General features: G+C 74.5%; 29 protein-coding genes and 1 pseudogene. 18 read left to right on the plus strand and 12 right to left on the minus strand.

The window, feature by feature from the left end:
• Nucleotides 1-6 precede the first annotated feature (6 nt).
• The 3 genes from ACZ58X_RS03415 to ACZ58X_RS03425 all read right to left on the minus strand — a co-directional run bounded on the left by ACZ58X_RS03415 (nt 7) and on the right by ACZ58X_RS03425 (nt 2,108).
• Nucleotides 7-486 carry an RICIN domain-containing protein gene (locus ACZ58X_RS03415; RefSeq protein WP_470332003.1) on the minus strand — a complete coding sequence of 160 codons (480 nt, stop codon included), beginning with the start codon at nt 484-486 and terminating at the stop codon, nt 7-9.
• A 231-nt stretch (nt 487-717) separates the two neighbouring features.
• Nucleotides 718-1,197, minus strand: a complete 480-nt coding sequence (locus tag ACZ58X_RS03420) for an RICIN domain-containing protein (protein WP_470332004.1) — start codon at nt 1,195-1,197, stop codon at nt 718-720.
• Nucleotides 1,198-1,418: 221 nt separating this feature from the next.
• A complete protein-coding gene (locus ACZ58X_RS03425; RefSeq protein ID WP_470332005.1) occupies nt 1,419-2,108 on the minus strand; it encodes an alpha/beta fold hydrolase in 690 nt (229 codons plus the stop codon).
• Between the two features lie 309 nt (nt 2,109-2,417).
• Here ACZ58X_RS03425 and ACZ58X_RS03430 point away from each other — a divergent pair, with 309 nt between their 5' ends.
• Complete coding sequence (locus ACZ58X_RS03430; protein ID WP_470332006.1) at nt 2,418-2,657, plus strand: hypothetical protein; 240 nt, start codon at nt 2,418-2,420, stop codon at nt 2,655-2,657.
• Nucleotides 2,658-2,686: 29 nt separating this feature from the next.
• Here ACZ58X_RS03430 and ACZ58X_RS03435 read toward each other — a convergent pair whose 3' ends face one another.
• Nucleotides 2,687-3,865, minus strand: coding sequence for an outer membrane protein assembly factor BamB family protein (locus tag ACZ58X_RS03435; RefSeq protein ID WP_470332007.1), 1,179 nt, complete (start codon nt 3,863-3,865; stop codon nt 2,687-2,689).
• Nucleotides 3,866-4,000: 135 nt separating this feature from the next.
• Here ACZ58X_RS03435 and ACZ58X_RS03440 point away from each other — a divergent pair, with 135 nt between their 5' ends.
• Entirely contained in the window at nt 4,001-4,390 is a 390-nt protein-coding gene (locus tag ACZ58X_RS03440) for a VOC family protein (RefSeq protein ID WP_470332008.1), read from the plus strand.
• 72 nt (nt 4,391-4,462) lie between these two features.
• Here the strand turns inward: ACZ58X_RS03440 and ACZ58X_RS03445 are convergent, their stop codons facing one another.
• The 3 genes from ACZ58X_RS03445 to ACZ58X_RS03455 all read right to left on the minus strand — a co-directional run bounded on the left by ACZ58X_RS03445 (nt 4,463) and on the right by ACZ58X_RS03455 (nt 6,916).
• Nucleotides 4,463-5,026 carry a hypothetical protein gene (locus tag ACZ58X_RS03445; RefSeq protein ID WP_470332009.1) on the minus strand — a complete coding sequence of 188 codons (564 nt, stop codon included), beginning with the start codon at nt 5,024-5,026 and terminating at the stop codon, nt 4,463-4,465.
• An 82-nt stretch (nt 5,027-5,108) separates the two neighbouring features.
• Nucleotides 5,109-6,026 (minus strand): aldo/keto reductase, encoded by a 918-nt coding sequence (locus ACZ58X_RS03450; protein ID WP_470332010.1) that lies wholly within the window; start codon nt 6,024-6,026, stop codon nt 5,109-5,111.
• Nucleotides 6,023-6,916: an NAD-dependent epimerase/dehydratase family protein gene (locus tag ACZ58X_RS03455; protein WP_470332011.1), complete on the minus strand. Its 894-nt coding sequence runs from the start codon at nt 6,914-6,916 to the stop codon at nt 6,023-6,025. The genes ACZ58X_RS03450 and ACZ58X_RS03455 overlap by 4 nt, the downstream gene beginning before the upstream one ends.
• A gap of 151 nt (nt 6,917-7,067) precedes the next feature.
• Between ACZ58X_RS03455 and ACZ58X_RS03460 the strand changes: the two genes are divergently transcribed.
• The 3 genes from ACZ58X_RS03460 to ACZ58X_RS03470 all read left to right on the plus strand — a co-directional run bounded on the left by ACZ58X_RS03460 (nt 7,068) and on the right by ACZ58X_RS03470 (nt 10,321).
• On the plus strand, nt 7,068-8,015 hold the full coding sequence (locus tag ACZ58X_RS03460; protein WP_470332012.1) for a LysR family transcriptional regulator: 948 nt from the start codon (nt 7,068-7,070) through the stop codon (nt 8,013-8,015).
• A 155-nt stretch (nt 8,016-8,170) separates the two neighbouring features.
• Nucleotides 8,171-8,992, plus strand: a complete 822-nt coding sequence (locus ACZ58X_RS03465) for a nucleotidyltransferase family protein (protein ID WP_470332013.1) — start codon at nt 8,171-8,173, stop codon at nt 8,990-8,992.
• A 123-nt stretch (nt 8,993-9,115) separates the two neighbouring features.
• Entirely contained in the window at nt 9,116-10,321 is a 1,206-nt protein-coding gene (locus ACZ58X_RS03470) for a glycosyltransferase (RefSeq protein ID WP_470332014.1), read from the plus strand.
• Nucleotides 10,322-10,391: 70 nt separating this feature from the next.
• Here the strand turns inward: ACZ58X_RS03470 and ACZ58X_RS03475 are convergent, their stop codons facing one another.
• Together ACZ58X_RS03475 and ACZ58X_RS03480 are read right to left on the minus strand one after the other, a co-directional pair.
• Nucleotides 10,392-11,306 carry a hypothetical protein gene (locus ACZ58X_RS03475; RefSeq protein WP_470332015.1) on the minus strand — a complete coding sequence of 305 codons (915 nt, stop codon included), beginning with the start codon at nt 11,304-11,306 and terminating at the stop codon, nt 10,392-10,394.
• Nucleotides 11,303-11,836: a SigE family RNA polymerase sigma factor gene (locus tag ACZ58X_RS03480; protein WP_470332016.1), complete on the minus strand. Its 534-nt coding sequence runs from the start codon at nt 11,834-11,836 to the stop codon at nt 11,303-11,305. Before ACZ58X_RS03480 ends, ACZ58X_RS03475 begins: the two co-directional genes overlap by 4 nt.
• A gap of 101 nt (nt 11,837-11,937) precedes the next feature.
• Here ACZ58X_RS03480 and ACZ58X_RS03485 point away from each other — a divergent pair, with 101 nt between their 5' ends.
• From ACZ58X_RS03485 to ACZ58X_RS03540, 12 genes and pseudogenes are all read left to right on the plus strand, one after another.
• Complete coding sequence (locus tag ACZ58X_RS03485) at nt 11,938-12,705, plus strand: alpha/beta fold hydrolase (protein WP_470332017.1); 768 nt, start codon at nt 11,938-11,940, stop codon at nt 12,703-12,705.
• A gap of 109 nt (nt 12,706-12,814) precedes the next feature.
• Nucleotides 12,815-13,654, plus strand: coding sequence for an alpha/beta hydrolase (locus tag ACZ58X_RS03490; RefSeq protein ID WP_470332018.1), 840 nt, complete (start codon nt 12,815-12,817; stop codon nt 13,652-13,654).
• 461 nt (nt 13,655-14,115) lie between these two features.
• Entirely contained in the window at nt 14,116-15,027 is a 912-nt protein-coding gene (locus ACZ58X_RS03495) for an urea transporter (RefSeq protein WP_470332019.1), read from the plus strand.
• Between the two features lie 98 nt (nt 15,028-15,125).
• A complete protein-coding gene (locus ACZ58X_RS03500; protein ID WP_188310190.1) occupies nt 15,126-15,431 on the plus strand; it encodes an urease subunit gamma in 306 nt (101 codons plus the stop codon).
• Nucleotides 15,432-15,434: 3 nt separating this feature from the next.
• Nucleotides 15,435-16,397, plus strand: coding sequence for a sirohydrochlorin chelatase (locus ACZ58X_RS03505; protein WP_470332020.1), 963 nt, complete (start codon nt 15,435-15,437; stop codon nt 16,395-16,397).
• A gap of 23 nt (nt 16,398-16,420) precedes the next feature.
• Nucleotides 16,421-16,864, plus strand: coding sequence for an urease subunit beta (locus tag ACZ58X_RS03510; protein WP_470332021.1), 444 nt, complete (start codon nt 16,421-16,423; stop codon nt 16,862-16,864).
• Nucleotides 16,864-18,588 (plus strand): urease subunit alpha, encoded by a 1,725-nt coding sequence (gene ureC, locus ACZ58X_RS03515; protein ID WP_470332022.1) that lies wholly within the window; start codon nt 16,864-16,866, stop codon nt 18,586-18,588. The genes ACZ58X_RS03510 and ureC overlap by 1 nt, the downstream gene beginning before the upstream one ends.
• 104 nt (nt 18,589-18,692) lie before the next feature.
• Complete coding sequence (locus tag ACZ58X_RS03520; RefSeq protein ID WP_470332322.1) at nt 18,693-19,373, plus strand: urease accessory protein UreF; 681 nt, start codon at nt 18,693-18,695, stop codon at nt 19,371-19,373.
• Nucleotides 19,374-19,398: 25 nt separating this feature from the next.
• Nucleotides 19,399-20,019 (plus strand): urease accessory protein UreG, encoded by a 621-nt coding sequence (gene ureG, locus ACZ58X_RS03525; protein WP_360240217.1) that lies wholly within the window; start codon nt 19,399-19,401, stop codon nt 20,017-20,019.
• A complete protein-coding gene (locus ACZ58X_RS03530; protein ID WP_470332023.1) occupies nt 20,016-20,981 on the plus strand; it encodes an urease accessory protein UreD in 966 nt (321 codons plus the stop codon). Before ureG ends, ACZ58X_RS03530 begins: the two co-directional genes overlap by 4 nt.
• 44 nt (nt 20,982-21,025) lie before the next feature.
• Nucleotides 21,026-21,352, plus strand: a pseudogene (locus ACZ58X_RS03535) (protein kinase domain-containing protein); the annotation flags it as partial.
• 1 nt (nt 21,353) lies between these two features.
• A complete protein-coding gene (locus ACZ58X_RS03540; protein ID WP_470332342.1) occupies nt 21,354-21,602 on the plus strand; it encodes a hypothetical protein in 249 nt (82 codons plus the stop codon).
• Nucleotides 21,603-21,609: 7 nt separating this feature from the next.
• Here ACZ58X_RS03540 and ACZ58X_RS03545 read toward each other — a convergent pair whose 3' ends face one another.
• From ACZ58X_RS03545 to ACZ58X_RS03555, 3 genes are all read right to left on the minus strand, one after another.
• A complete protein-coding gene (locus ACZ58X_RS03545; RefSeq protein ID WP_470332024.1) occupies nt 21,610-22,068 on the minus strand; it encodes a protein-tyrosine phosphatase family protein in 459 nt (152 codons plus the stop codon).
• 104 nt (nt 22,069-22,172) lie between these two features.
• Nucleotides 22,173-23,012 (minus strand): SDR family NAD(P)-dependent oxidoreductase, encoded by an 840-nt coding sequence (locus ACZ58X_RS03550; RefSeq protein ID WP_470332025.1) that lies wholly within the window; start codon nt 23,010-23,012, stop codon nt 22,173-22,175.
• Nucleotides 23,013-23,049: 37 nt separating this feature from the next.
• Nucleotides 23,050-24,492 (minus strand): helix-turn-helix transcriptional regulator, encoded by a 1,443-nt coding sequence (locus tag ACZ58X_RS03555; protein ID WP_470332026.1) that lies wholly within the window; start codon nt 24,490-24,492, stop codon nt 23,050-23,052.
• Nucleotides 24,493-24,664: 172 nt separating this feature from the next.
• Here ACZ58X_RS03555 and ACZ58X_RS03560 point away from each other — a divergent pair, with 172 nt between their 5' ends.
• Nucleotides 24,665-25,591, plus strand: coding sequence for an NADP-dependent oxidoreductase (locus ACZ58X_RS03560; protein ID WP_470332027.1), 927 nt, complete (start codon nt 24,665-24,667; stop codon nt 25,589-25,591).
• Nucleotides 25,592-25,665 lie beyond the last annotated feature (74 nt).

Consider the following 25,665-nt stretch of genomic DNA (forward strand, 5'->3'; position numbering starts at 1 on the left):
GAATCGTTACTTCTGGTACGTGGTCCACTGCTGGTTCGAGGTGCCGATCGACAGCTCGACGGTCACCTTCTGGTCCGCCCCGTTCGCCTGGAGGACGTAGTCCTGGTACTTCACGCTGGCGATCGCGGTGGCGTCCACGCTCGGCTCCATGATCCAGCGCTGGGCGAGGTCGTTCGGGTTGCAGGCCTTCTGGGTGACGGCCTTGCCGGGACCGTTGGTGGCGATGCACCTGCCCCAGTGGTCGCCCTTGATGGTGTAGCTGCCGTCACCGAGCGGGGAGAACGTCCAGATCTGCCAGGTGAGCGCGGAGTCGCGGGTCCAGACCTCACTGCCGAGGTACTCGTCCAGGTTGGTGCTGTCGCTCTGCACCTGGAGGGAAGCGGTGATCGGGACGGCGGCCGCAGCCGGGTCGCAGTTCAGCACGGCGCCGCCGATGAGGGAGGCGGTCGCCAGGAGGGTGGCGACGGCCTTCTGGGTGATGCGCACTGCTTCTCCTAGTTCGAAGGGTCGGCGGGCCCGGAACGGGCTCGCCCGGCCGTGAAGCTAGGGGTGCGAGGAGGGTCGTTTGTGGACGACTCGATGGGGGTGAGCCAACTGGTTCCGGCGTTTCACTGGGACAGCGCAGCAGTGGCGGTCACGAGGGTGAGGAAGGATCGCCGGGCGGGGTGCGGCGCCGGCCCGCCGCTCGGTGGCGGCGGGCCGGTGCCAGAGAGGGCGTCACTTCGCGTAGGCGGTCCACTGCTGATTCGTGGTGCCGAGCGACAACTCGGTGGTGGCGGGCCGGTCCAGACCGTTGGCCTGGAGGACGGTGTCCAGGTACTTCGCGCTCGCGATGGCCGTGGAGTCCTGGCCCGGGTCCAGGTACCACCGCTGGGCGAGGTCGTTCGCGTTGCAGGTCTTCTGGGTGACGTTCGCCCCGAGGCCGTTGCTCGCGACGCACTTGCCGTAGTGGGTGCCCTTGATGGTGAAGGAGCCGTCACCGATCGGGGTGAGGGTCCAGTTCTGGTAGGTGAGGCCGGGGTCCCGGGTCAGCACGGTGGTGCCGAGGTACTCGTCCAGGTCGGTGTTGTCGCTCTGGACCTGGAGCGAGGCGGTGACCGGGACGGCTGCCGCCGCGGCGCCGGAGTTGAGGACGGTGAGGCCGGAGACGGAAGCGGCCGCCGCGAGGATCGCGACGGCCTGGTGGGCGATGCGCACTGCTACTCCTGGATTCGAGGGAGTCGCGAGCCCGTTCGGCCGGGCCCGCTCAGCCGCGAAGCTAGGTGTGCGGCGGCGTCGTTCGTCCACGGCCCGGAGGTGTCGCCCCGCGTGGTTACGGTGTTTCATCCGGACGGCGCAGGTGGGGCAGGGTGACCCCGCCATGGCCGGACCCGCGGTACCTCGCGCCCGTGAACCACTCCTCCCGCGCGCCAGGGCTGCTACAGCGCGGCGCGGTACGCCTCCAAGCGCTCGGCCAGTTCCGCCGGATGGCCGAGCATCGGCAGGTGGTCGCCGGGCATCTCGTCCGGCTCGACGCCGAGCCGCTCGACCGCCACCCGCCGCATGAACTCCACCGGGAAGAACCGGTCACCGGCCGACAGCAGGGCCTTGGTCGGCACCTGCGGCCAGGCGTCCAGCGGCCACGGGTCGCCGAACGGGGCGGCCGCCTGGATTCGCTGATGATCCGTCAGCAGCTCGACCGCGACTTCCGCAGGGGTGTCGTGCAGGTAGAGGGCGACCGGGTCCTCCTCGGTGCCCTCGGGAACGCCCCGCCGCCGGTCGGCCTCCTCCCGGGCCGCGCCGTACCCGGTGTCGTCCCACCACGCGCCCGGCGTCTCGCCCGGGGCCGGGATCTGGGCCTGGAGCATGACCAGCAGATCCACCGGGACCCGCGCGCACACCAGCGGCCCGGTGAAACCGCCGAACGAGTGCGCCACGACGACGAGTTCGGACCGGTCGCCGATCGCCCCGACCACCGCGTCCGCGTACTCGGCGAGCCCGGCCGACTCGTCCTCGCACGGTAGGTCCGGCGCGATCACCTCGTGGCCCCGGTCACGCAACTCGGCTGCCAGCGGCCCCCAGTACCAGGCGTCCGCCGCCGCGCCGTGGATCAGTACGTACGTCGCCACCGTGCCCCACCTCCGTCATTCGTCGTTCCCGACACCGCCCGCCTCCGGCGGAACGTACTCGGCCGGACCGACAGCCGGCCCGCTCCGACGCGCGCCGATCCATCCTGCGTTTCCACGGACCTGGACTCCGGGCTCGCCGCGCCGACAGCCCAGGACCGGCTCCGCGCCCACCGGGTGTCGCGCCGGCCCCGCCCCGTCCGCGCTCGCCCGGGAGCAGGCCGAGGCGCTCCTCGCCCGGGCGGGCCTCCGGGCGGCGCGGACGAGAAAGCCAGGTGCTCGAACGTCGCGGCCATGCCTACGATCGCCGGCATGGATCGACACGTGCCCAGCGGCCTCGGCCCCGTGGACAGCCATGCCGCCTGGTGCTGGGAGCGGGGCGACGCCGAGCACCACCGGAGCATCCGCCTCCACCCGGCGCATCCCGACCGGAACCTCGCGCTCTACGTCCAGCGGATCGAGGCGGCCGGGTGGCGGCTGGCGGAGCGGACCTACAGTGACGACGGAGCCCACCGCCGCTGCTCGATGCGCTTCGCCCGTACCGTCGGATGAGGCCTGCGGGCCGGTCCCCGGGGACGGCCTCAGGTCAGGCTGCCCAGGGCGTGGAGGCCGGTGCGGCTGCTGCGGTAGACGGTGGAGCCGGCGGCGGCCAGCGAGACGTAGGTGAACTCGGTGCCGGAGCGGAGCTTCTCCGGGGCGTCCTGCCAGCGCGGGCGGCCGGTCGCGAGGTCGAAGGCGAACAGCCGGTCGTCGTTGGTGCCCACGTAGGCGACGCCGTTCGCGGCGGTCATCGAGCTCTCGCCGCGGCCCAGGCCCAGGGTCACGGTGGCCGTCCAGCGCGGCTCACCGGTCTCCGTGTCCATCCCGACCAGGTGCGTTCCGCTGAGGAAGCAGACCGTCCCGTCCGCCGCCGACAGCGGGCAGTTGGTCGCGCCGTGCTGCATGCGCTGCCAGCGCACCCGGCCGGTGGCCGCCTCCAGTGAGCAGACCCAGGTGGTGGTGGCGGTGCCGAGGGAGTACGTGAACAGGACCGCGCCCCGGTGGACGACGGGGGTGCTCCTGACATCGGGGACGGTCTCCTGCACCCAGCGCTGCTCGCCGGTGCGCGCGTCGAAGGCGCGGACCCCGACCCCGCCGGTGTACACGGTGTCGCCGTCGGCGGCCAGGAAGTCCCCGGCGCCCGATGTCCTGCTCCAGCGCGTCTCGCCGGTGGCCGGGTCGTGGGCGTGCAGTGCGCCCCCGTGGACCGCGAACACGGCACCGCCGCCGACGGCGAGCGGCGCCCGCTCCGCGGGCAGTTCGGCCCACTCCGGCACCGGCACCTGCCAGCGCACCTCACCGGTGGCGGCGTCCAACGCCTGCAGCCCGGTCGAGGTGGCCGAGTAGACCGCGCCGTCACCCGCCGCCGACGGGCGGCCGCCCGTGTAGGCGGAGACGGCGTCCGGCGAGTCGACCGCCCGGCTCCAGCGGACGGTGCCGGTGCGGGGGTCGAGCGCGCGCAGGCTGCCGTCGGACCCGGAGACGTAGAGGTCCCGCTGCGGGCCGTCGGCCAGGACGAGCCGCCCGGTCGCGGCCGTCGTGCTCCAGAGCCGGGGGCCGCGCTCGGTGTCCCGGTCCGCCCACCAGCGGGCCCCGCCCGCGACGGCGAGCGCGCCGATGCCGCCCGCCGCGCTCAACAGCAGTCGCCTGCGGTTGATCTGGTTGACCTGGTTGATCTGGGGGCGGGCCTGCGGGTTCTGGGCTGCTGCATCGGGATTCACTCCGTACAGGACTTGGGTACCCGGTCGGATGGTTCCCGGGGCGCGCCCCGGGTGCGGTCGGCGGGGCGGCGGGTGTGCGGAGCACCGTGCGGAACCCGGTGGCGCCCGGTGCGGGAATCGGGGAGGCTCGGGCGCATGGTCTCGGTCTTGCAGAACGTGGCGGTCGACTGCGCGAACGCCTATGAGCTGGCGCGCTTCTGGAGTGAGGTGACGGGCCGACCGCTCGGCCCGGACGACCGGCCCGGGGACGAGGAGGTGGCGGTGATGCTCACGGAGGGCCCGGTCCTGTATTTCAGTCAGGTGCCCGAGCCCAAGGCGGTCAAGAACCGCCTCCACCTGTGCCTGCGCCCGGAGGGCCCGCGCGACCAGGAGGTGGCCCGGCTGCTGGCGCTCGGCGCCACCCTCGTCGCCGACCGCCGCGAGCCGGACGGCGCCGGGTGGGCGGTGCTCGCCGATCCCGAGGGCAACGAGTTCTGCGTGCTCCGCAGCGCGGCCGAGCGGGCCGTCATGGAAGCGGAGGCCTGAGCCGCCGGGGCCGCCGGGGCCGTCGGGGGCGTCGGGGGCGCAGTGGCCCTCCGGGCCCGTTGGCGGCCGGGGTCAGTAGAGGTACGGCTCGCCGATGAGGGTCGCGCCGACCTGGGCGGCCAGCCACTCGGCGTGGATGTCGTCGCCCGCGTGGAGGTAGAGCACGTGGTGCGGCGTCCAGGGGTGCTCGAGGTCCTCGGCCTCGTGGTGGGTGTTGACCTGGAGGTGGGCGTGGTTCCAGGTCTGCGACAGTCCGAGTGCGGGCACGGCCGGCCAGCAGAGGTCGTTCCAGTGGACCTGGAGGCGGTCCTGGACGCGCAGGAGCGCATGCGCGGCCTTGCGCGCGTGCCGGGGGGTGGGGAGTTCGAGCTCGATGCTGTAGGAGCCCCCGAACGGGAGGGGGGAGTCCCCGGGCGTCTCCGCGTCCTCCCTGATCCGCGGGTGGACGCGGGCTTCCGGAACGGCCGCCAGCAGCTGTCGCAGCCCCGCCCGACTCGGTGCGGTGACCCGGATCTCGGTGCCGTCGATCTGCTCGGATTCGGCGACGGCACCGAGGGCGAGGAGCCGGTCGGCGAGGTCGAAGACGGCGTCGAGATCGGGGGTGCGGAGCAGCGGGAAGACGAGGTTGTGCGACATGCCGCCCAGTACTACCGGGCGTGGCCGTGGATCACCAGCGGATATGCCGCGCCCGGACGACCGGACGGCCCTCCGCTCCTCACTACGGCCGTAGTGTGTGCGACGACAGCTGCAGTGTCGCCAGTTCCTCGGTCGTCAGTACGAGTCCGGCCGCGGCGGCGGAGTCGCGGACGGAGGCGGGGCGGCGGGCGCCGGGGATCGGCAGGACGGCGGGGGAGCGGGCGAGGTGCCAGGCCAGGCAGACCTGCTGGGGGCTGACGCCCCGGGCGCGGGCGAGGGCGTGGAAGGGGGTGTCGGTCGCCGGTGCGGTGGCCCCCGGATCGTCGACGGCGCTGGCGGAGATGCCGCCGAGGGGGCTCCAGGGGAGGAAGGTCAGGCCGAGTTCGGTGCACAGGTCGAGGGTGTCCTGGGTGGCGGTGTACGCCGGGGAGAAACGGTTCTGCACGGAGACCAGGTGCGGGCCGAGGATCTCCCGGGCGGTGCGGATCTGCGCACAGTCCACATTGGAGACGCCGACCAGCCGGACCGTCCCCGCGTCCACCAGCTCGCGCAGCGCGCCGACCGAATCGGCGAAGGGCACCGCCGGGTCGGGCTTGTGCAGCTGGTAGAGGCCGATGGCCTCGACGCCCAGCCGCGCGGCCGAGGCCCGGGCGGCCCGGCGCAGGTGGCGCGGGTCGCCGTCGACCGTCCAGCTGCCGTCGCCGGGGCGCCCCCGCCCGCCCTTGGTCGCCACCAGCACCTCGTCCGTGCCGCCGCCGTACGCGGCCAGGGCACGGGCGACCAGGCGCTCGTTGTGGCCGACCTCGTCCGCGTGCAGGTGGTAGGAGTCGGCGGTGTCGATCAGCGTCACGCCCGCGTCCAGGGCGGCGTGCACGGTGGCGACGGCCTGCTCCTCGGCCGGGCGGCCCTCGACCGACAGCGGCATCGCGCCGAGGCCGATGGCGCCGAGGCCGATGCCACCGATCCGGCGGGTGGCGGGAGTTGCGGAGAGCGTGCTCATGCGTGGGCCTCCTTGACGGCCTGGGGCAGCCAGTCGGTGACGGGGGAGAAGCGGAAGCCCTGGTGGGCCGCCCGGCCGGTATCCATCGCGTAGCAGCGGTCGAAGGAGAACGGGGAGTGGGACCCGCCCGCACCGGCGACGGTCAACTCCGGCTCCAGGCCGACCACCTGGCCGACCACGGTGGACAACTCCCTTACGTCCAGGGCCTCCGGTGAGGCCGCGTTGACCGGGCCGGTGAAGTCCGCCCGCGCGGCCCAGGCCAGGAACCGGGCGATCTCCGGCGCGTGGACGAAGGACGCGCGCTGCGGCGACGGGTGCACGGCCACCGGCAGTCCGCGCCCGATCCGCTCCACGTAGTGCGCCAGCCGCCCGGTGAAGTCGGCGCCGCCGAGGACGTGCGCGGTGCGGACGGTGACCAGGTCGAAGGGGGCCAGCCGGGTGAGCAGGGCCTCCGCCTGGCGCTTGCCCTCGGCGTAGTGGTCCGACCGGAACTCCGGCTCGGACCAGGGGAGTTGCAGATCCACCCGCTCGGCCGACAGGTCGAGCGCCTGCTCCGGCAGCGGTGCGCCGCCGGGGCGGCCGAGGTGGGCGTAGACCTCGACGGTGGAGGTGAGCAGGTAGCGCGGGGTGCGGTCGGCGAACACCCGCGCGGCGACGGCCGCCTGGACGGGCGTGTAGCAGACCTGGTCCACGACGGCGTCGAAGCGCCGGTCGCCGAGCGCGGCGTTCAGCGCGGCCTCGTCGTCGCGGTCGGCGCGCAGGTGGGTCACGCCGTGCGGGGCGGGGGCCGAGCCGCGGTTGACCACCGTCACCGCCGCGCCCGTGTCACGGAGCTCCTCGATCAACTGCCTCCCGAAGTAGCGGCTCCCGCCGATCACGCACACGTCCATCGTCTCGATCCCCTCTGCCGGGCCCGGTTCCGTACCGTGCCGTCCCCACCGTGTCGCCCCGTCGTCTGCGGGTCGGCTTCGCTGGTCAGCCTGCCGTGAACCCGACGACAGCAGTAGTGTCGGGCTGGAGCCACCGTCATAAGGAGAACTGTTGATCGACGTCCAGCGGCTGGCCGTACTGCGGGAGGTCGCCCGCCGCGGCAGCTTCAACCAGGCGGCGCGGACCCTGCACTGCACGCCCTCGGCGGTCTCCCAGCAGGTCGCCGCACTGGAACGAGGCCTCGGCGCGCCCGTCGTGGAGCGCTCCACCCGGGGCGTCACCCTCACCGACGCGGGCCGCCTCCTGGTCGAGGCCGCCGACGCGATCGCCGCCGAACTCACCGACACCCGGCAGCGCATCGACCGGCTGACCGCCGAACGGACCGCCCTCACCATCGCCACCTTCGCCAGCGGCGGCCGCCGCCTGCTGCCCGCGGCACTCGCCGCCTTCGCCGCCGACCACCCCGAGGTGGAACTCACCGTCCTGGAGGCCGAACCGGAGGAGAGCCTGCCCGCCGTCCGCGAAGGCCGGGCCGACCTCGCCCTCGCCTACCACCTCGACGGGCCGCCGCCCAGCCGCCCCGGCGACCGCTCCGGCCTGGACTGGACCCCGCTCGGCGCGGACCCGCTCCGGGTCGTCCTGCCCGCCCGGCACCCGGCCGCGATCCGCTACCGGGACCGCCCCGAGCCGCCCCACCTGGCCGAACTCGCGGACCAGCGCTGGATCCTGGGCTGCCGCAAGTCCGCCGGCCAGCTGGCCCGCTACGCCGCCCTGGCCGGCGTCGAGCTGCGGATCTCCTGCACCGCGACCGACTACGAGTTCGCCCAGTCCCTGGTCCGCGGCGGGATCGGCATCGCCCTCATCCCCGAGATCGGCCTCGCCCCGCACCCCGACCTGGTCGCCCTCCCCCTCGCCGAACCCGGTCCCCGCCGCCACCTCGGCCTCGCCCTCGCCCGCCGCCGCCGGGGCCACCCCGCCCGCCTGGCCGAAGACCTGGCCTCCCGCCTCGCCGGGGGAGCGGCGGGCGGGTCCGCCGCCCAGGCATCGGCCGCCTCCTGACCCGACGGGCCTTCGCGGCCCTTCGTCCAGCGGCGGTTCACCGCCGGGTACTGAGGCGGCCGCCCGGGGGATGCCGCCGGCCGGGGAGTCCGGCCCCGGGGGAGAGGCCGCGCCGGGCGCGAATGCGCCGGCCCGGCCTTCCCGGACGCGTCAGAATGACCGTCATGCAGGCGATCACCGAGCACATCGAGCACATGGCGGCCCGACTGGCCGAAGTCCCGGGCGTGGTGGGGGTGATGCTCGGCGGCAGCCGGGCGCGCGGGGAGCACCGCCCGGAGTCCGACTGGGACCTCGGCGTCTACTACCGGGGTGAACTCGACCTCGCCGCCCTGGGGGAGCTGGCGGGCCCCGGGGTCGAGGTCGCCGGGCCCGGCGGCTGGGGGCCGTGGGTGAACGGCGGGGCGTGGCTGCGGGTCGACGGGGTCGCCGTGGACTGGATCCTGCGGGACCTCGACCGGGTCGAGCGGGTGTGGGCGGACTGCCGCGCGGGCCGCTACGAGGTCGGCGTGCAGGCCGGGCACCCGCTCGGGTTCTGGTCACCCTGCTACGTCGGGGAGCTCGCGCTCGGTCGCGTACTCGCCGACCCGACAGGGGAGTTGGCCGCCCTCCGGGCCCAGGTCGGGGAATATCCCGAGCCGTTGCGGGCGGCCCTGACGGCCAGGGCCTGGGAGGCGGAGTTCCTGGTCGGCGCCGCGGCGAAGGGCGCGGGTCGGGGCGACGTCCTGTACGTGTCGCTCTGCCTCTCCCGGGCGGTCGGCGTGCTGGTGCAGGCGCTGTACGCGCGGGACCGGCGCTGGTGCCTGAACGAGAAGGGTGCGCTGGCCGTCGCCGGTCGACTCGACGGCGTGCCGGCCGACTTCGACGCCCGGGTGCGTCAACTGCTGGGCTCCGCCGGGGAGACGCCCGGGGTGCTGACCGCGACGGTGGAGCGGGCACGGCAGTTGGTCGGGGAGGTGGTGGCGGTCCTGCGCGGATGACCGCACGCGCTCCCCGCCACTCTCAAGCTATAGCGCACGGGGGGTCTTGCCGCAAGGCCCCGGTCGTGCCGCAGAATCTCCCACTCCAGGGCGGCCCCTGGGGAGAACGGGAGGAATGTCAGGATGCGAGTGGTGCTCTCCACCTATGGTTCGCGCGGTGACGTCCAGCCGCTGGCGGGACTCGCGGTGAAGCTGCGGGAACTCGGCGTGCCGGTGCGGGTGTGTGCTCCGCCGGACGAGGAGTTCGCCCGGCGGCTGGCCGTCGACGGGGTCGAGCTGGTGCCGGTCGGGCCGGCCGTGCGGGCGGCCGTGAAGGGGACGCCACCGGCGCCCGGGGACTTCCCCCGACGGGTGGCCACGATGGTCGGGCAGTTCCACGAGGCCGTCGCGGCGACCGCCGGGCCGGGGGACACGGTGGTGGCCACCGGGCTCTTCCCGGCGGTGGCCGGCGCCCAGGCGGCGGCCGAGGCGGTCGGCGCCCGCTTCCGCTACGTCGCCCTCCAGCCGATCATGCTGCCCTCCCCGCACCACCCGCCGTTCGAGTACCCGGGCCACCCGTTCCCGCCGGGGGTGACGGACAACCGGGCGCTGTGGCAGGACGACATCCGCACCATGAACGCGCTGTTCCGTGAGCCGGTGAACGCCCTCCGGGCCTCGGTGGGCCTGCCCACCGTGGCCAATGTGCGCGACCACGTCCTCACCGATCACCCCTGGCTGGCCACCGACCGACTCCTCGGCCCGTGGCCGGAGTTCGCCGGGAGCACGGTCGTCCCGACGGGGGCCTGGCTGCTGCCCGACCACCGCCCGCTGCCCGCCGGGCTGTCCGCCTTCCTGGACGCCGGCGAGGCCCCGGTGTACGTGGGCTTCGGCAGCATGCCGATGCGCGGCGCCCCCGACGCGGCGCGCGACGCGGTCGCGGCCGCGCGGACCCTGGGGCGGCGGGTGGTGCTCGCCCGGGGCTGGGCGGAGCTGGCCCTCGCCGACGGCGGGGACGACTGCTTCGCCGTCGGCGAGGTCAACCAGCAGGCGCTGTTCCCCCGGGTCGCCGCCGTCGTCCACCACGGCGGCGCGGGCACCACCACCGCGGCCGCCCTGGCCGGGGCCCCGCAGGTGGTGGTGCCGCAGATGGTCGACCAGCCCTACTGGGCGGGCCGCGTCGCCGAGTTGGGGATCGGCGTGGCCCACGACGGGGCCGTCCCCACCGTCGATTCGCTGACCGACGCACTCCGAGCGGCGCTGGCCCCGGCGGTCGCCGCGCGGGCGACGGCGCTCGCGGGCGAGGTCCGTACGGACGGGACGGAGGTGGCGGCGAAGCTGTTGCTGGGCTGACGACGCCGGGCGGGACCAGGAGTTCAGGACGCCAGGCGGTCAGGACGCCGGAACGGCAGGAGGTCGGGACTCAGGAGGTCAGGAACTGCGACCCCGCGTCCGGGACCTTGGCGCCGTTGCGGTCGAAGAACTCCCACAGCTTGGCCTTCTTGCCCGCCGGCCTGGCCACCACCGCCTGGCGCAGCGGCAGGTCGCCCACGGTGACGATGGTCGGCTCGGTGACGCTCCCGTCCGTCCAGGTGACCTTCACCCGGGCGATGTCCGGGCCGAGGCCCAGCGCGACGATGTCGCCCGGCGCCACGGTGTCGCCCTTGCCGCGGGCGCCCTGCAGGCCGCCGGCGATGTACGCGCCGTCGCGGGGGTCGAGCTTGCCGGGGGCGGGGGTGATGCCCTCGGAGTCGTGGCTCTGCCGGACCCCGTCGACCGTGAAGTAGGTGTTGATGACGTCGGAGCCCGCGTCGTAGTACCGGTCGACGTACTCCGGGGTGGGCTTGCCCACCGCCGCGTCGTACGGGCTGCGCTCCTGCCAGACGGCGAGGGCCTGCTCGTACGCCCGGTCCTTGGGCGCCGTCGGCCAGACCGCCTGCCACAGCTTCCACTCCTTGCCGTCCGCCGTGGTGCCCTGCCCGATCACCACCCGGAGCGGGGTGAACGGGTCCCGCGCGGCCGGGGCGGTGGGCGTGCCCGCCGTGGGGGTCGGCGGGCCGCCGGTGCCGGCGCCGTGGCCGGTGCCCGCGGCGACCAGCGGCTGGGAGGCGGCCGGGGCCGGCCGCAGCTGGCTGATCGCCCCGCCCGCCAGCAGTACCGCCGAGGCCAGCGCCACGGCGCCGACCACCGTCCGGCGGCGGCGCCGGATCCGCCGGCCGCCCGCCACGATGTCCGCCACCGGCACCGGTCCGATCCGCGCCGTCGACGCCGCCTCGGCCAGGCCCAGCCCGACCCACAGATCGGTGTCCTTGCCCGCTTCCGGGTTCTCCATGGTCATACCGCCCCTCCGATCTCAGTCCTGTCCATCGGTTCCACCAGCGCCGAGACCTGCCGCAGCTTCCCGATGCCCTTCGCCGCGTGGCTGCGCACCGCGCCCACCGAGCAGCCCATCGCCAGTGCCGTCTGGCTGTCGCTCAGGTCCTCCCAGTAGCGGAGCACCACCGCCTCGCGCTGGCGCGGCGGCAGGGTGGCGAGCGCGGCCAGCAGCGCGCCGCGCTGGTCGGAGCGGGCGAAGCCGTCCTCCGGTCCCGCCGCGTCCGGCACCGCGTCGACCAGCAGCTCCGGCGGGCGGCGGCGCCAGCGACGGGCGTGCTGGTTCACCAGGATCCGCCGCACGTAGGCGTACGGATCGTCGGCCCGGCGCACCTTCGACCAGGCCGCGCAGGCCTGTTCCGCCGCCGACTGCACCAGGTCCTCGGCCGCGTACTGCTCGCCGGCCAGCAGGAACGCCGTCCGCACCAGCCGTGGCCAGGCCGCGACGACGAACGTCTGGAACTCCTCGTCCCGTGCGCTCTTCGGTTCTCCCATGAGCACCTCCTCACCCACCAAGAGCCCACCCGGGGCCGGAAGCGCTTACTCCGCGGCGAAAGGGTTCGCGCCCCACCCTTCGCGCGGCTACCATCCGCCGCATGATCCTCTCCCATGACGATTCAGGTGCCGGACCGGCCGTCCTCCTGCTGCACTCCGCGGTGTGCGACCGGCGGATGTGGGACGGGCAGTGGCAGGCCCTGCTCGACGCCGGCCACCGTGTCGTCCGCTGCGACTTCCGCGGCTTCGGCGAGACGCCGCTCGCCGACGGGCCGTACGCCGCCGGCGCCGACGTCCTCGCCCTGCTCGACCACCTGGGCATCGACTCCACCGCGGTGGTCGGCGCCTCGTACGGCGGGCGGACGGCCCTGACGGTGGCGGCGCTGCGCCCGCAGGCGGTCACCGCGCTGGCCCTGTTCGGCGCGGGCCTCCCGGGCCGCCAGCCCTCCGAGGCCCTGCGGGCCTTCGGCGCCGAGGAGGAGGCGCTGGTGGAGGCGGACGACCTCGAAGGCGCCGTCGAGCTCAACGTCCGTACCTGGCTGGGCCCGGAGGCCGACGAGGAGACCCGCGCGTTCGTCCGCCGGATGCAGCGCCACGCCTTCGAGGTGCAGTGGGAGGCGACGGGCGGGCCGGAGCAGGAGGAGACCGACCTCGCCCGGATCACCGCCCCGACCCTGGCCGTCGCGGGCGCCCACGACCTGCCGGACTACCGCGCGATAGCCGCCGAGCTGCCGGGCCTGCTGCCGAACTCCCGGCACGTCCGCCACCTCGAACTGCCCTGGGCCGGCCACCTGCCGAGCCTGGAGCGCCCGGCGGAGGTGACGGCACTGCTGACGGACTTCCTGCGGGAGTCCTCGACGGGCCGGTAGCGGCGCGGTGGTGCGTGTGCGGCGATGCGGCCCGGGGCGGCTCCGGTGAGTATCGGCCAGGGGGCGAAAAGGCCGGACTCGAACGTGTGTCGGGGGCCATCATGGACGGGTGCACTTCACCTCGGAGACCAGCTCGGACGGCGTCCTGGAACGCCCCTTCGTCCTCGACGGCGTGCCCGGCGTGCTCTGGCAGCCGGACGGCTCCGGCCCCGTCCGCCCGCCCGGCCGGGGCGGTTCTGACGGCCCCGACGGCTCCGACGGCCCGCCCGGCCCTGTCGGCCCCGACAGCCCTCCGGGGCCCGGCGGGCGGCCGCTGGTGCTGCTCGGACACGGGGGCGGGCAGGACCGGTGGGGGCCGCGGGAGCGGGCGCTGCGCTGCGCGCGGCGGTACGGGTGGGCGGCGGTGGCGATCGACGCGCCCGGGCACGGCGAGCGGGCGCGCACCGCGCAGGACGAGCGGTTCGCCAGCGAGATCGGGCAGTTGCTGGCGGCCGGGCGTCCGCTCAGCGCGTGGGTGGCGCGGCACACGGCGGCGCTCGCGGAGCGGGCCGTGCCGGAGTGGCGGGCGGTGCTGGCCGCCCTGGCGGACGCGACGGGGGAGGGCCTGGGGCCGGTCGGCTACTGGGGGTTGTCGCTCGGCACGGTGATCGGCGTCCCGCTCGCGGCGGTCGAACCCCGCATCGTGGCCGCGGTGTTCGGTCTGGCGGGGAACGCCGCACTGGCGGAGGCGGCCGGGCGGGTGACCGTGCCGGTGGAGTTCGTCGTCCAGTGGGACGACGAACTCCAGCCGCGCGAGGGCGCGTTGGCGCTGTACGGGGCGCTGGGATCGCGGGAGAAGACGCTGTACGCCAACTCCGGGGGCCATCTGGCGGTGCCCGGGTTCGAGGCGGCGGCCTCGGAGGCCTTCCTGCTGCGCCACCTCGGCGGCGGGGCGCCGGCGCCGGCCTGATCGGAACCGTGTGCGTCGACGCCCCGATCCGACCACACTTCCGTCACATCGGCCCGGTGCTTCACAGCATTCCCACAGTTTCCGCTGTCCGTATTGCCGGGATCGGCGGAATTTGTCAAGAATTACTTGGCATGGTCATATTCCGGTGCTTGTCGAGGGCGAGTAAAACTTCGCAAAGAATTGCTCTGTCCAACCACTCCTCCGGGCGTTGATTTCAACAGAATGTTGCAGCTCAGCGGCCCTGTCGTCACCCACCGTCGATTTGGCGTGACCCATCGCGCCCATCCCGCTCCGCAATCCGCAGGAGTACGGTTCCCAACGAATCGCCGAACGGGCTCCCGAGCAATCTCCCGAGCCCCCTCGGCCGTACCGGGGAATTGGTGCGCCGCATGGGTCTGCAAAAGGGTGGGGAAGGAGCCCCGGAAGGGGCGCGGCCGGCTGTCCGTCCGATATCCGTCACATTGGTCGTCGACGTCCTGCGCGGTGTCGCCCAGGTCGATTTCATGCCGTCCGCCGTGTGCGGACTCCTCTTCGTCGTCGCACTGTTCGCCGCCGGCTGGCAGTACGGCCTCTACGGCCTGCTGGGCAGCGCCGTGTCCACCGCCGCCGGGTACGGTCTCCGGCTGCGGCGGGACACCGTCGAGGCGGGGCTGACCGGGTACAACGGATGCCTGGTGGCGCTCGGTTGCGCGGTGTTCCTCGGCCCGGGCCACCCGGCCACGGTCGTGGTCGCGGTGCTCGGCGCGGTGGTCGCCGTGGTGGTGACCGTCGGGCTCGGGGCGCTGCTGGAAGGGCGCGGACTGCCCGCGCTGACCGCGCCGTTCTGCCTGGTCGCGACGGCCGTCACGGTGGCCGCGCCCGGGTTCCGGCGGCTGTGGCCGGCGGGCGGCGCCCCGGCCGCGCTGCCCGTACCGGCCGCCGGCGGCACCGGACTGAGCTGGGAACAGCTCTGGCACGGGTTCTTCGCCAACATCGGCCAGGTCTTCTTCATGCCCCAGTGGTACGTCGGCCTGCTGTTCCTGGCCGGGCTGTTCGCGGCCGGCCGGCTCGCCGGGCTGATGGCCTGCGTCGGCAGCGCCACCGGACTGCTCACCGCCTGGGCGTTGGGGGCGCCGGCCGGGGCCGTCGGGCAGGGGCTGCTCGGCTACAGCGGCGTGCTGGTGGCGCTGGCGCTGTGCGGGGTGTTCGTCGCCCCGGACGGCTGGAGCGCGGCCTACGCCGTGCTCGGCGCGGCGGCCGCCACCGTGCTGACCCCGGCGCTCGGCGCGGTCACCGCGCCGTTCGGCGGCCACGCCTTCACGTGGCCGTTCGTCCTGACCACCCTGCTGTTCCTGGCGGCGGTGCCGGGGATTCCCCGACTGCGTCGGATCTGAACCCGTAGTCGCCCTAACCTGGTATTCCGTCGGCCAACTCCCCTGCAATTCCTATGACTTGCATTTCGTCGGATTCTCGGAAAGGAGAAGTGGTTCCGATGAACCTCTCCCCGCGTGAGATGGACAAGCTCTACATCTACGTCGTGGCCGATCTGGCCCGCAAACGCCGCGACCGCGGCGTCAAACTCAACTACAGCGAGGCCTGCGCGCTGATCAGCGAGGCCATCATGGAGGGCGCCCGGGACGGCCGCACCGTCGCCGAGTGCATGGAGATCGGCAAGCAGGTCGTCAGCAATGCCGAGGTCATGCCCGGCGTCCGCGAGATGCTGCCGCTGCTCCAGGTCGAGGCCGCCTTCCTGGACGGCACCAAGCTGGTCTCCTGTCACGACCCGGTCGGTGCCTGACCCATGACCGCACCACAGCCCGCCACCGTCGTGCTGGCCGGCGGGCACGAGAGCGACGGCGGCCGCGACCTGGCCGCCCTGGTCGGGCCCGGGCAGGGGGCGTGCGAGCCCGCCGGGCACCGGCAGGGCCACGCCGGGCAGGGGCAGGCCGGGCAGGGACAGGGCCACGCCGGGCAGAGACAGGCCGGGCAGGGACACGCCGCGCACGGGTACACCGTGCACGCGGCGGCCGCCGCCGGACGCCCGCTCGCCGAAGCCGTCCGGTCCGCCCTGGCGGCCGGCGACGGACCGGTGTGCGTCGTCCCGATGACCCTCGGCCGCGACCCGAAGCTGATCGCCGACACCGCCCGCGCCCTGCGCTGGCTCGCCGCCGGCGAGGGCCGCGGACGGCTCGCGCTCACCGCGCCCTTCGGCGCCGCCGAGCACCTGATCGGCTGGCTGCGCGCCGCCACGGCCACGGCCGGCGACGAGGACGCCGTCCTGGTCACCGCCCCGGCGGCCGGGCCCTTCGAGGACGCCGAACTGTTCCGGATCGCCCGGCTGGTCCGCCAGTACGGGCGCCACCACCGGGTCGAGGTCGCCTTCACCGGCGGCGACCCCGACCCGGCCGCGGGCGTCGAACGCTGCCGACTGCTCGGCGCCGAGCGGATCACGGCCGTCCCAGCCTCCTTCGGACCGGCCCTGCCCGCCGGCCTGATCCCCACCCCGCCCGGCGAGCACGTCCGGGACTGCGGCCCGCTGCTGCGCCCGTCCGCGATCGCCGGGGTGGTCGCGGCCCGCACGGCGGCGGCGCTGCACCTGCTCGGCCACGGCGAGGACGGCATCCTGGCCGGCCTCGACGCCGAGCACGGACACGGCTACGCCCACAGCCACGGCCCGGGCGAGGCGCACCACAGCCACCCGCACGCCCCCACGCACCCCCACCCCCACCCCCACGCACCAGCACCTGCACGAACCCCCCACTGAACCGGCAGAGAGGAAGGCCAGCCATGTCCGGTGGCGCTGCATACCTGTACGGCGACGACCCGGTGGAGATCAACGCCGGCCGAGCCAAGGCCACGATCACGGTCAGCAACACGGGCGACCGCGCGATCCAGGTCGGTTCCCACTACCACTTCTTCGAGGCCAACCGCGCCCTCGACTTCGACCGCAACGCGGCCTTCGGCAAGCACCTCGACATCCCGGCCGGCACCGCCGTCCGCTTCGAGCCCGGCGACACCAAGGACGTCACCCTGGCCGAGTTCGGCGGGCACCGCCGCCTGGTCGGTTTCAGCAACCTGACCGACGGCGGCACCACCGCGCGCGACACCCGGGCCCGGGCCATCGACCGGGCCATCGCCCGCGGCTTCAAGGGCACCAACCTCGACCTCAAGGACGACGACCTGCACGGCAGGGACTTCCACACCCGGACCCACTCGGAGGGCGACCGCTGATGGCCATGCTGTCCCGCAAGCAGTACACCGACCTGTTCGGCCCCACCGTCGGTGACCGCTTCCACCTGGCCGACACCAACCTCGTGGTCGAGGTCGAACAGGACTTCAACCAGGGCCACTACGGCGACGAGGCCGTCTACGGCGGCGGCAAGGGCATCCGCGACGGCATGGCCCAGGACCCGGCCGCCACCTCGGTGCAGGGCGCGCTCGACCTGGTGATCACCAACGTCGTCGTGCTGGACCCGGTGCTCGGCGTGGTCAAGGGCGACATCGGCGTCAAGGACGGCTTCATCACCGCCGTCGGCAAGGCCGGCAACCCGCACACCCAGAGCGGGGTGCACCCGAAGCTGGTGATCGGCCCCGGCACCGAGGTGATCTCCGGTGAGCACCTGATCGCCACCGCCGGCGGCATCGACACCCACATCCACTTCATCGCCCCGCAGCAGGCCCAGGAGGCGCTGAGCAACGGCATCACCACCCTGATCGGCGGCGGCACCGGCCCGTCCGACGGCACCAACGGCACCACCTGCACCCCCGGCCCGTGGAACATCGGGCGGATGTACCAGGCGGTCGAGGACCTCCCGGTCAACGTCGGCCTGCTCGGCAAGGGCAACGGCTCGCTGCCGGGCGCGCTGCGCGAGCAGGTCGAGGCCGGGGTCTGCGGGCTCAAGGTGCACGAGGACTGGGGCAGCACCCCGGCGGCGATCGACAGCGCGCTGCGCGTCGCCGACGAGTACGACGTGCAGGTGGCCATCCACACCGACACCCTCAACGAGTCCGGCTTCTTCGAGGACACCCTGTCCGCGATCGACGGCCGCACCATCCACACCTTCCACACCGAGGGCGCGGGTGGCGGCCACGCCCCCGACATCATGCGGATCGCCGGCGAGCCCAACGTGCTGCCGTCCTCCACCAACCCGACCCTGCCCTACACCGTCAACTCGGTGGACGAGCTGCTCGACATGGTGATGGTCTGCCACCACCTCAGCCACGACATCCCCGAGGACGTCTCCTTCGCCGACTCCCGGGTGCGCGCCGAGACCATCGCCGCCGAGACCGTGCTGCACGACGAGGGCGTCATCTCGATCTTCTCCTCCGACTCGCAGGCCATGGGCCGGATCGGGGAGTCCTTCACCCGCGCCTTCCAGACCGCCCACCACTGCAAGGCGCAGCGCGGCAAGCTGGCCGGCGACAGCGAGCGCAACGACAACTTCCGGGTGCTGCGCTACCTTGCCAAGCTCACCATCAACCCGGCGATCGCCTCCGGCACCGCCGAGCACCTCGGCTCACTGGAGCCCGGCAAGCTCGCCGACATCGTGCTGTGGCCGATCAACTCCTTCGGCGCCAAGCCCAAGCTGGTCATCAAGGGCGGCCTCATCAACTGGGCGCTGATGGGCGACCCCAACGCCTCGCTGCCGACCCCGCAGCCGGTCTACTACCGGCCCATGTACGGGGCGTTCGGGCGGGCCAAGCAGGCCACCCGGATCACCTTCATGTCCCAGGCCGCCGTCGACCTCGGGGTGCCGGACCGGCTGGGACTGGACAGCCGGGTGCTGCCGGTGCGGCACTGCCGCTCGGTCGGCAAGCAGCACATGGTGCGCAACGACGCGCTGCCGAAGATCGCGGTCGACCCGGAGACGTACAAGGTCACCCTGGACGGTGAGCCGGCGACCATCGAGCCGGCCCGTGAACTGCCGCTCAACCACCTGTTCTACCTCGCGTGAGCGGCGCCGACCCGGGCCCGGCGGACGCGGGCCCCACCCACGCGGGCCCCACCCACGCGGGCCCCACCCACGGCCCGGCCGACGCGGGCCCTGGCGACGCGGGGCTGGACGCCCTGCTGGTCAGCCTCCAGCTGACCGACTCCGCCTTCCCCAGCGGCTTCTACACCCTCTCGCACGGTCTGGAGGGCTACGCCCAGGCCAAGGCCGTCACCGCCGACACCATGCCCGGGCTGCTCACCGACCTGCTGCGGCACAGCGTCGGACCGGCCGACGCCACGGCGCTCGCCCTGGCCCACCGGGCCGCCGCCGCCGGGGACTGGGAGCTGCTCGCCGAGATCGACCGGCGGCTGCACGCCACCAAGCTCAACCGCGAGCTGCGGCTCGCCGCGACCCGCACCGGGCGCCAACTCCTCGACATCGCGAGGGAGTCGGTGGGCGGTGAGCCGCTGGAGCGGTACGCCGCCCTGGTGGCCGACAAGCGCGCCCCCGGCTGCCAGGCGGTGGCCGCCGGGGTCGCCCACGCCTCGGCCGCCGTCCCGGTCCACCAGGCCGTCGCCAGCGACCTGTTCGCCTTCTGCACCAGCTTCGTCGGCGCCGCGCTGCGGCTGCGGCTGACCGACCACCGCAAGGCGCAGGTGGTGCTGCGGGCCGCCGCCCCGGTCATCCGCGAGGTGGTGGCGGACGCACTGGTACGGGAGTTGGCGGACCTCGGCGGCTGCGTACCCGTCGCGGACGCGATGTCCGGACGGCACGAACGGGCCGAGGCCCGGCTCTTCGCGAGCTGAACACACCTACGAACGGAGAGACACCATGACCGAGAACGTGCTCCGGGTGGGCATCGGCGGCCCGGTCGGCTCCGGCAAGACGGCGCTCATCGAGGCGCTGGTGCCGGTGCTGATCGAGCGCGGCCACCGCCCGGCGGTCATCACCAACGACATCTACACCCAGGAGGACGCCCAACACGTCCGCCGCACCCTCGCCGGAGTGCTCGACCCGGAACGGGTGGTCGGCGTCGAGACCGGCGCCTGCCCGCACACCGCCGTGCGCGACGACCCGACCATGAACCTGGCCGCCGGGGCCGAGATGCTGGAGCGCTTCCCCGACGTCGACACCCTGCTGTACGAGTCCGGCGGCGACAACCTGACCCTGACGTTCAGCCCGGTGCTGGTCGACCTCTTCCTGTTCGTCCTCGACACCGCCGAGGGCGAGAAGATGCCCCGCAAGCGCGGCCCGGGCATCACCGAGTCGGAGCTGCTGGTCATCAACAAGATCGACATCGCCCAGTACGTGCGCGCCGACCTCGGCGTCATGGAGTCCGACGCCCGGCGGGTCCGCGAGGGCGGCCCGGTGGTGCTCACCAACTGCCTGACGGGGGAGGGGCTGGAGGAGATCGCGACCTTCCTGGAGACCTTCCGGAAGGTCCCGGCATGACGGTGGCGGCGCGGGCCCCCGAGGGGGAACGGCCGGTGCCCCGGCTCGACCCCCGGCACTACGAGCCGGCCCGGGTCCCGCACCTGGTCCGGCGGCACGCCGGGACACCCGACACCCTCGCGGTCGGGCGCCCCGGCAAGGTCGGGCTGCTGGAACTGGCCTTCGAGCGGATCGGCGGGCGCACCGAACTCACCGGCCACTACCAGAAGTCGCCGCTGCAGATCATGCGCCCGCTGTACTTCGACCCGGCCCGCCCCGACCTCGCCGTCACCCTGCTGATGTCCACCGGCGGCGGCATCCTCCAGGCCGACCGGCTGCGCACCGACATCCGCTGCGGGGCCGACACGGCGGTCCACCTGACCACCCAGGCGGCCACCAAGGTCTACCGGATGGAGTACGACTACGCGACGCAGCTGGTCAACCTGGAGGCCGGGCCCGGCGCGTACGTGGAGTACCTGCCCGAGCCGGTGATCCCCTTCGTCGACTCGCGCCTCTACCAGCGCACGGTGCTCACCGTGGATCCGGGGGCGACCGTCCTGGCCGGGGAGACCGTCCTCGCCGGCCGCCTCGCCCGGGGCGAGCGCAACGCCTACCAGGTCTTCGCCTCCGACCTCGAAGTACGGCGCCCCGACGGCGAGTTGGTGGCCCTGGACACCGTCCGGCTGGAGCCCGCCGGGGCCGGCGTCACCGGCCCCGCCGTACTCGGCGGCCACGACGTGATGTCCAGCCTCTACGTGCTCAGCCCGCTCGCCCCCGCCGCCCGGATCGCCGACGCGCTGCACGAGGCCCTGGCCGGCCGGGGCCTGCTGTACGGGGTCAGCGTGCTGCCGCAGGACGGCGGCGCCTGGCTGCGGCTGCTCGACTCCGACACCCGCGCCTGCGCCGCCGGCCTGCGGGCCGCCTGGGACGCCGTCCGGCGGCTGCTGATCGGCGTGCCGGCGCCGGAGCTGCGGAAGACCTGACGGGGCCGGGGGGCTCGGCGGCCCCGGGGTTACTAGTGGCCCTGGACCCGGCCGACCTCGCCGGCGACCCGGGGGCGGCGGCCGTGCTGCGCGAGCGGGTGCTGCGGGAGGCCCGGTCGCTGGCCCGGCTCAACCACCCCCACGTGGTGACGATCCACCACATCGTCGACCGGCCCGAGTACCCGCACCCCTGGCTGGTCATGGAGCTGGTGACCGGCGGCTCGCTGCACGACCGGCTCGCGCGCGGCCCGATGACGCCCCTGGAGGCGGCCCGGCTCGGCCGCGGGGTGCTCTCCGCGCTGAACGCCGCGCACGCGGCCGGCATCCAGCACCGCGACGTGAAGCCCGGCAACGTCCTGCTGCGCCCGGACCGTGGCCTTCGGCGAGAAGCCGCTGGACCTGCGGGCCGTCAACTGGGACGCCCTCCCCGGGCTGCTGCAACGGGCCGACGCCGAACTCGGCATCGCCCACCCGACCAGCCACTACGTGCTCCTGCACGACGCCCAGGGGATGGGCGACACCGAACCGTCACTGCTGGTGTACGTCGCGGACGGCTACGGCGCCGCCTACCTCAGGGCGGACTTCGACGGCACGGTCGTCAAGGCCCACCCGCGCACCTGAGGACCGGTCAGCCGGTCGAGGGCCGGGCCCAGCGCTCCACGAACTTCCGCTGCCAGGGCGTCTCCACGGCGTGCCGGCTGTAGTGCTCCCGCACGTACCCGACCGCCTCCGCCGCCGGCACGCCGTCCAGGACGGCGATGCAGGCCAGGGCCGTGCCGGTGCGCCCGCGGCCGCCCGCGCAGGCGAGTTCGACCCGCTCGCCGGCGCAGCGCTCCCAGGCCTCCCGGAAGGCGTCGGCGGCGTCCGTGCGGTCGGCGGGCAGCCGGAAGTCGGGCCAGCGCACCCAGCGGCTCTCCCAGGGGAGCGGCTTCGGTGCGCGCCCGAGCAGGTAGATGCCGAAGTCGGGGCGCGGGCCGGGCGGCAGCGGGTTGCGGACGCCGCGGCCGCGCAGCAGCCGCCCGGAGGGCAGGCGCAGCACGCCCGGGGCGTCGGGGGCCCAACCGGTGCCGGGCGAGTGGTCGGTCATGGTCACTGGTGTCGCCTTTCAGCTGCGGTGGCCGTGCGGTGGCCGTGCGGTGGCCTTGCGGCGGCTTCTGCTGCGGCCTCTCCGGTGGCCTCTGCTGCGCCCTTTCAGAGGTCGGCGTGCCCGACGAGTTCGAGGCAGCGCTCCCACAGCTCGGCCCGGGCCCGCAGGTCGTAGGCCTGGCGGTTGGCGCGGGCCTCGCGCAGCCGGTCGTAGTAGCGGCCGGTGGTGCCGGCCAGGGCCGGGTCGGTGACCAGCCGGTGGGTGGCGGTGACGCCGTCCTCCAGGCTGTCGATGCTGTGGCCGATCTCCCGGAGCACCATCTTGGTGGGCATGTACGTCGACGGGTGGAGGCTGTTGACGGTCACCTCGGCGGCCGGCACCCGGGCGGCGAGCTCCATGCCGCAGGCGATCTGGGCGAGCTTGCTGCGGCAGTACGCGCTGGTGCCGTCGTAGCCGGTCTCCAGCATGAGGTCGTCGAAGTCGATCTCCTGCTGTCCGGCGGAGGCGACGTTGACGATCCGGGCGGGGGCACTGGCGCGCAGCAGCGGCAGCAGTTCGAGGCTGAGCAGGAAGCCGGCCAAGTGGTTCACGGCGAAGCGCAGTTCGTGGCCGTCTGCGCTGGTGCGGCGGGTGCGGCCGTCGGGTTCGCCGGCGCCTATGCCCGCGTTGTTGACGAGGACGTCGAGCCGGCCGGTAGTGGCGCGGACCTCGGCCGCGAGGGCGCGGACCTGGTCCAGCTCGGCGAGGTCGGCGAGCAGGGTGGCCGGGCGGGCGGTCCCGTGGGCCTCGGCCACCTCCCGGGCGGTGCGGTCGAGCCGCTCCCGGTCGCGGCCGTGCAGCAGGAGGGTGGCGCCCTCGCCGGCCAGCCGGTGGGCGAGGGCGCGGCCGAGACCGTCGGTGGAGCCGGTGATGAGGACGGTCCGCGGTGGGGTGGGCGTGGTCATCGGGACTCCTGTCAACGGGTGTGGCGGCGGATCCGGTTCAGGATGCCACGTGCAGCCGAGCGCTGCGGGGCATCCCGGCGCGGTGGGCGAGGGCGGCCGCCTCGCCGCGCGAGCCGACGCCCAACTTGGCCAGGATGTTGGCGACGTGGAACTTCACCGTGGACTCACTGATGTGCAGCTCCGCCGCGATGTCCCGGTTGCGGCGGCCCTGGGCGAGCTGGTCGAGCACCTCCAGTTCGCGCGGCTGGAGCCCGTCCAGCGGGTCGGTGACGGCGGTCGGCGAGGGCAGGCCGAGCGGCAGCTCGACCGTCACGGTGGTGCCCCAGTTGGGGACGGACTCGACCTCGTAGCGGCCGCCGAGCGCGGTGATCCGGTCGGCGGTGCGGTGGACGGCGAGGGCGTCGGCGGCGAGCAGCCCGAGGCCGTCGTCGCGCACCACGGTGCGCAGCGCGCCGTCCGCCGTGAACTGCCAACTCAGGTGCAGCCGACCGGGCTTCTCCTGCTCCATCATCAGCATGACGGCGCACTGCACGGCGGCCCGGGCGGTGTGCGCGGTGTCCGCGGGGATGGACCGGGTGGCGTCGGACGGCGGCGCGAGGTCGAGCCGGACCCCGGTGTGCCGCAGCAGCGGGCGCAGTTCGCGGGCGAGCCGGGCGAAGGCGGCGTCGGCGGGCTCCTCGCTGAGCTCGCGGTCCAGGTCGGCGGCCCGGCGCAGGTCGAGCAGGGCGGTGACGGCCAGGTCGGTGGCGGCCCGGCGGGCGGCCCGGTCGTCCAGGTCGGCCGAGCGCAGCGGCGCCAGGACGGCGGTCAGGGCGGCACTGTGGGTGCCGGTGAACTCGGCGATGGTCCGGGCCCGGGTGACGGCGGCGGTACGGGAGACCAGCGCCTGGCTGGGCGCGGCGTCGGTGGCGCGGTGCTCGGAGTGGGCGATCACCAGCTCGCACACCTGCTGGAGGACGGCGAGCGCGCCGGCCGGCACCGGCGCGGCGTCGCCGCGGACCAGGACCAGCAGCACCTCCTTGTCATCGGCCGGGGCGGCGATCACCACCACCGGCCGGGTCCGGCCCGCCAGTTCGGCCTCACCCTGCCAGGGGCGGCCGGCCGAGGTGCTCCCGGCGGCCCGCTCGGCGAGCCGGGACAGCTCCAGTCCGGAGAGGCCGCCGACCAGCTCGACCGGGCCGTGGGCCTTGGCGGGGGAGTAGGAGCAGACACCGCTGAGATGGGCGATCGCGACGTGCGGGACGAGCGTGCGGACCACCTCCGACAGCCGCGGCACCACCTCGGGCCGGGGCGCGCGCAGCACCTCGACGGCCCGCGCCAGCGCGTCCTCGGGGCGGCCCCAGTGCTCCCGCCAGGCCTCGTCGGGGCCGGGGCCGGCCACCGCGCCCATGCCCGTGTCCATGCCCGTGTCCACGCCCGCGCCCATGGCTGCGTCCGTCCCTGCGTCCACGCCTTCGTACGAGTCCATGCCTGCGTCCATGCCCTTCACCCTAGTTCCGGGGCCACCCTCGGCCGCCCCTCCCTTCGGCCAGGTGGAACTGTCCGAACGGCCGGCCGGAGCCCTGCGGTCGGCGCCGCAGGATGGATCCGTCGGAACGAACGACTCCCGCAACTCCCGGACGGACAACGCCCGGACGAACCAAGGACCTTCCATGACCAAGGCCATCGCCTTCCCCCGGTACGGCGGCACGGACGTGCTGCGCCCGATCGAGCTCGAACTGCCCGCCCCCGGGCCCGGCCAGGTGCGGATCGCGGTCCGCGCGGCGGGCGTCAACCCGCTGGACCACAAGGTGCGCAGCGGCGCGCTGGACGGCTTCTTCCCGGTCACCTTCCCCGCCGTGCCCGGCTACGAGGTCGCCGGGGTGGTGGAGGCGGTCGGCGCGGAGGTGACCGGCTTCGTCCCCGGTGACGAGGTGTTCGGCGCCCTGATGGGCGGCGGCTACGCCGAGCACGCGCTGCTCGACGCCGACCTGCTGGTGCTCAAGCCCGCCGCGCTGAGCTGGGAGGAGGCCGCGGCGATCCCGGTCGCCGCCGAGACCTCCGAGCGGGCCCTGGACGCGCTGGGCGTGCGGCCCGGCGAGACGCTCCTGGTGCACGGTGCGGCGGGCGCGGTCGGCACCCTGCTGCTCCAGTTCGCCCGGGCCCGCGGCATCACCGTGGTCGGCACCGCCGGCGAGGCCAACCACGCGTACCTGCGCGAGCTGGGCGCGATCCCGGTGACCTACGGCGAGGGCCTGGCCGAGCGGGTGCGGGCGGCGGCGCCGGGCGGGATCGACCGGGTGCTGGACGCGGCCGGGAAGGGCGTGCTGCCGCTCTCCATCGAGCTGGCGGGCAGCGCCGAGCGGGTGCTGACAATCGCCGACATCCCGGGCTCGCAGGAGCACGGAGTCCGCTACTCCGGCGGTGCCGAGGGCGGTCGGTCGTACCACGGGCGCGCCTTCGCGGCCGCCCTCGCCCTGCACCGGGCGGGCACCCTGCGGCTGCCGCTGCACCGGGTGCTCCCGCTGGCGGAGGCCGCGCAGGCGCAGCGGATCAGCGAGGACGGGCACGTGCGGGGGAAGATCGTCCTCACGGTCTGAGCGCCGCCTCCGTCCGGGGCCGGACCCACCCGCCGGGCCCCGGGCACACCCGCCGGGCCCCGGGTCAACTCGCC

It is taken from the genome of Kitasatospora sp. NPDC040550 (genome assembly GCF_055594965.1).

Coding starts and splice junctions, on each gene's coding strand:
- ACZ58X_RS03550 (WP_470332025.1), bottom strand. CDS start 23,012: ATGACCACGCCCACCCCACCGCGGACCGTCCTCATCACCGGCTCCACC.
- ACZ58X_RS03445 (WP_470332009.1), bottom strand. CDS start 5,026: ATGTCGCACAACCTCGTCTTCCCGCTGCTCCGCACCCCCGATCTCGAC.
- ACZ58X_RS03470 (WP_470332014.1), top strand. CDS start 9,116: ATGCGAGTGGTGCTCTCCACCTATGGTTCGCGCGGTGACGTCCAGCCG.
- ACZ58X_RS03510 (WP_470332021.1), top strand. CDS start 16,421: ATGTCCGGTGGCGCTGCATACCTGTACGGCGACGACCCGGTGGAGATC.
- ACZ58X_RS03500 (WP_188310190.1), top strand. CDS start 15,126: ATGAACCTCTCCCCGCGTGAGATGGACAAGCTCTACATCTACGTCGTG.
- ACZ58X_RS03560 (WP_470332027.1), top strand. CDS start 24,665: ATGACCAAGGCCATCGCCTTCCCCCGGTACGGCGGCACGGACGTGCTG.
- ACZ58X_RS03480 (WP_470332016.1), bottom strand. CDS start 11,836: ATGGGAGAACCGAAGAGCGCACGGGACGAGGAGTTCCAGACGTTCGTC.
- ACZ58X_RS03455 (WP_470332011.1), bottom strand. CDS start 6,916: ATGGACGTGTGCGTGATCGGCGGGAGCCGCTACTTCGGGAGGCAGTTG.
- ureG (WP_360240217.1), top strand. CDS start 19,399: ATGACCGAGAACGTGCTCCGGGTGGGCATCGGCGGCCCGGTCGGCTCC.
- ACZ58X_RS03485 (WP_470332017.1), top strand. CDS start 11,938: ATGATCCTCTCCCATGACGATTCAGGTGCCGGACCGGCCGTCCTCCTG.
- ureC (WP_470332022.1), top strand. CDS start 16,864: ATGGCCATGCTGTCCCGCAAGCAGTACACCGACCTGTTCGGCCCCACC.
- ACZ58X_RS03465 (WP_470332013.1), top strand. CDS start 8,171: ATGACCGTCATGCAGGCGATCACCGAGCACATCGAGCACATGGCGGCC.
- ACZ58X_RS03545 (WP_470332024.1), bottom strand. CDS start 22,068: ATGACCGACCACTCGCCCGGCACCGGTTGGGCCCCCGACGCCCCGGGC.
- ACZ58X_RS03505 (WP_470332020.1), top strand. CDS start 15,435: ATGACCGCACCACAGCCCGCCACCGTCGTGCTGGCCGGCGGGCACGAG.
- ACZ58X_RS03430 (WP_470332006.1), top strand. CDS start 2,418: ATGGATCGACACGTGCCCAGCGGCCTCGGCCCCGTGGACAGCCATGCC.
- ACZ58X_RS03475 (WP_470332015.1), bottom strand. CDS start 11,306: ATGACCATGGAGAACCCGGAAGCGGGCAAGGACACCGATCTGTGGGTC.
- ACZ58X_RS03440 (WP_470332008.1), top strand. CDS start 4,001: ATGGTCTCGGTCTTGCAGAACGTGGCGGTCGACTGCGCGAACGCCTAT.
- ACZ58X_RS03450 (WP_470332010.1), bottom strand. CDS start 6,026: ATGAGCACGCTCTCCGCAACTCCCGCCACCCGCCGGATCGGTGGCATC.
- ACZ58X_RS03555 (WP_470332026.1), bottom strand. CDS start 24,492: ATGGACGCAGGCATGGACTCGTACGAAGGCGTGGACGCAGGGACGGAC.
- ACZ58X_RS03530 (WP_470332023.1), top strand. CDS start 20,016: ATGACGGTGGCGGCGCGGGCCCCCGAGGGGGAACGGCCGGTGCCCCGG.